At 27.8% G+C, this 3,124-nt stretch carries 4 protein-coding genes; 1 reads left to right on the top strand and 3 read right to left on the bottom strand.

Annotated elements, in window-relative coordinates; all coding sequences use genetic code 11:
• On the top strand, window positions 1-289 hold a 289-nt coding region (locus ASC36_RS10210; RefSeq protein ID WP_394331996.1), incomplete at its 5' end, for a hypothetical protein.
• Window positions 290-446: 157 nt separating this feature from the next.
• Here the strand turns inward: ASC36_RS10210 and ASC36_RS10205 are convergent.
• The 3 genes from ASC36_RS10205 to ASC36_RS10195 all read right to left on the bottom strand — a co-directional run.
• Window positions 447-986 carry a hypothetical protein gene (locus ASC36_RS10205; protein ID WP_055426388.1) on the bottom strand — a complete coding sequence of 180 codons (540 nt, stop codon included), beginning with the start codon at window positions 984-986 and terminating at the stop codon, window positions 447-449.
• Window positions 973-2,193: an ImmA/IrrE family metallo-endopeptidase gene (locus ASC36_RS10200; RefSeq protein WP_055426387.1), complete on the bottom strand. Its 1,221-nt coding sequence runs from the start codon at window positions 2,191-2,193 to the stop codon at window positions 973-975. Before ASC36_RS10200 ends, ASC36_RS10205 begins: the two co-directional genes overlap by 14 nt.
• Before the next feature lie 238 nt (window positions 2,194-2,431).
• A partial coding sequence (locus ASC36_RS10195) for a site-specific integrase (RefSeq protein WP_141656271.1) occupies window positions 2,432-3,124 on the bottom strand: 693 nt, incomplete at its 5' end.

Raw genomic sequence — 3,124 nt, 5'->3', positions numbered from 1 at the left:
TGAAATTAACATGAGTGCAAATAAAACAATACATAGTGATATATTAATTTCGATAGATGAGGTATTATCGATATATGGAACTAAAGCTCCTTTCTTATTGGTGGACCTTACTCATCAGCAAAATACGCCTTGGAGCAATGCCTATGTTTTCGGAAAAAAACACATTCAAATAGAGAAACAGGTTATTATTGATTACTACAAAAATTTCATATGTTTTTCTAATCGGTTAGCCAAAGAAATAGCAAGTGATGATTTCAAAAAAGTAATGATTGAATTATCCAAAACCTGATGTTTTTACGGGCCCTTTTCTATACATATAATTAATATTATAATTCTAAGGATTATAATATTCAAAATATAGGTATGACTATGGGTATTAACAAAAGGTTAATCCTTTTGAATTTATTATATTTAATAAAATTATGTAAATATTTTAAGAATTTCGTTTAGTGTTTTTTATTTGAAATTTTACTTGATTTATGGAAAGATTGGCTTGTATAATCATAGTTTTGATGTCCATATTCATACTTTTCGTTTAAATCATATAATTTTTGATATAAATCAACAGGATCTTGCGAACTGGTAACCCAATCAGAAATTAAATTAGTTAACTTCATCATATCCTCATTATAAGTCATTCGACCATCACTGCCTCGAATACCTTTTTCATTCTTCGCTTTTCCTCGATTTAGAAACATATTTTTTTCGTCGTAAATTATTTGTCTTTGTTCCTTAAAATCTTTTCCTTTAGGCAAATATTTCATCAATACTTTTTGTATTCCATTATAATACAATTCGTATTTTTCTTGAGGATCATCAAAATTTTTATTTAAAATTTCTTTTACTCGATCTATTTCCTCAATATTATCTGTTTCAAAATCAACAATTAATTGTTTTTCTTTTTGATCTTTAGCTCTTTGTAAAATTTCTAATTTTTCCAGATATTTTTTATCTTCTTGAGCCTTATTAATATTAGTTTTTTTCATTAATTTGTATTTCAAAAATTTGTTTTAAATCTTCAACTATTGATAAAATTGAATAATCTTCTCTCCATGAGATAGGGTTTAATTTACTAACAGCTTTCTTATAATCTGGAAAATATTGATTAAACGCTCCCCAATAAATCTTATTTTCTACATCTTGCATATAAAATTGGAATTTTGAATATATAAAAGCGGGATGTACTCTAATTTTTTTTGCAAAATTATTAACAAGTAAGTTGGATTTAATATGTGGCTTTATATATCTAAATTCTGCATCATCAACAAAAAAATCGCTGGCAAAGCTATCAGCGGCTTTTTCATCAACTAATGTAAGTTGTACTTCTCCTGTTAAATGATAACCTTCTCTTTTTATTTCTTCTTCATCAAATAAAACATGATATAATTCGTGTAGTAGTGCAAACCAGATAGTAACATAATTCTTTCTTAAATCAGTTATAACAATACAAGGTTTTCCGTTAACAAAAAAAGTAGCTCCTCTATATTGTGAAGTTGTTAGATGCTTTTGAAAAATAACTGTAATGCCGTGAGAAAATAAGGCTCTACATACCGTATAAAGTCCTTTCTCTATATCTTGACAATAGGGCTTAATTTTTGGTAACAGTTCAATGAGTTCTTCCCTTTTGTATTGGTTTGGATTAGATATTAATTCAAAAATTCTATAAGCAGATTCCACAGAAAAATTCCTCATTTTATCAACGAAATTTCTCTTAGATTTACTATATAGGACTAAATTTATTTTATCTTTAAATTCTAAATATTCAACAACGCTGGTGAATCCAAAAAAATTAAGTATTCTGTCTAATATTTTTTCGGTGTCTTTTTTCGATGATAAAAAACCTTCTGAATATAATCTATCAACATCAAAATTTTTTGCAACAAAAGACGCATCTCTGGCTTGCTCTAATTTTGAAACTGATTCACTACTTTTAACCAAACTCGCTAATACAGTTTTTATATCAATTTCAAGAAAATCAGATATTTTTAAAAGATTTACAGGGCTGGGATTTTGAGCAGTTCCATTTAATATAGGAATAAGAGCTTTTCTTTCTATATTTAGTAATTCTCCTGCTTGAGTAAAATTCAATCCGTAACTTTTAGCTTTTTCTTTGAATAATAACTCCAGATCAAGTTGCTCAATCTTATTAGAAAAAGTATTTGCTAGAAACTTATTTATATCCAATTTATCCATTGTAGGGGTAATATTACCCTATAAAAATAGCGAAAAAAATCAATACAAACAACATTTAAGGGTAATATTACCTTTTTATTAATTCTTGATATGGGATTTTTCTTTCATAATTTTTTAGGTAAAATTGAGATGCTTTTTCTTTAAAAGGTGATTTGTTACATAAAGTCATTGAATTTCAAGGAAAGAATAAAAGTATATTTAGCAATTTGATTAAAGCTATTAATAATAAATAATCTAATTAATTTATTAATTTTTTCATATCGTCAATGACTTTTTTACCCAACAATTTAGCGTAATGTTGTGTTTGTTTTAAATTGGTATGGCCTAACGCTCTACTTACCGTTTCAAGAGGAATATTTTTATTGAGCAAATAGGTTGCGAAGGTATGACGCGCTACATGGCTGGTTATTTTCTTTTTAATTCCGGCGTGTAAGCCTACTAATTTCAGATAATCATTATATTTTTGATTGCTTATTTTGGGTAAACAATATTCAAATTTCCTTAATACCCTTTCAGCCTCCGGTAATAGAAGTGATATAAAACTTTCATCTGTTTTTTTACGATTGGACCGAATCACCTTATAACCGTCCATTTCTATAATGTCTTCTTTTTTAAAATTTTGAGTGTCGACATAGGCCATACCTGTGTAACATTGAAATATAAACAATTCCCTGACTTTATCTAACCGGTTATTATCTGTTTCAAAAAGCTCGATTTGAATAACCTCGTCTGTAGTTAAAAATATCGGATCTTTAGACTTCCCTTTAGGAATAGAAAATAAATCATAGGGGTTGTGCTTACAAAGCCCTCGTTTAACCGCTTCATTAATATAACCTTTGAAAAGGCTATGCCGTTTATAGAGCGTAGGACTTGACTTAATAAATTGTCGTAGATATTCATCAAAACCTAATAAATTTTGATACGTAAGGTC

Origin of the sequence: Apibacter mensalis (assembly GCF_001418685.1) — a bacterium.
GTDB classification, from domain to species: Bacteria; Bacteroidota; Bacteroidia; order Flavobacteriales; family Weeksellaceae; genus Apibacter; species Apibacter mensalis.
Note: the sequence above shows the minus strand (reverse complement) of the source record. Positions and strands in the feature narration are given on the sequence as shown.

Coding starts and splice junctions, on each gene's coding strand:
- ASC36_RS10205 (WP_055426388.1), bottom strand. CDS start 986: ATGAAAAAAACTAATATTAATAAGGCTCAAGAAGATAAAAAATATCTG.
- ASC36_RS10200 (WP_055426387.1), bottom strand. CDS start 2,193: ATGGATAAATTGGATATAAATAAGTTTCTAGCAAATACTTTTTCTAAT.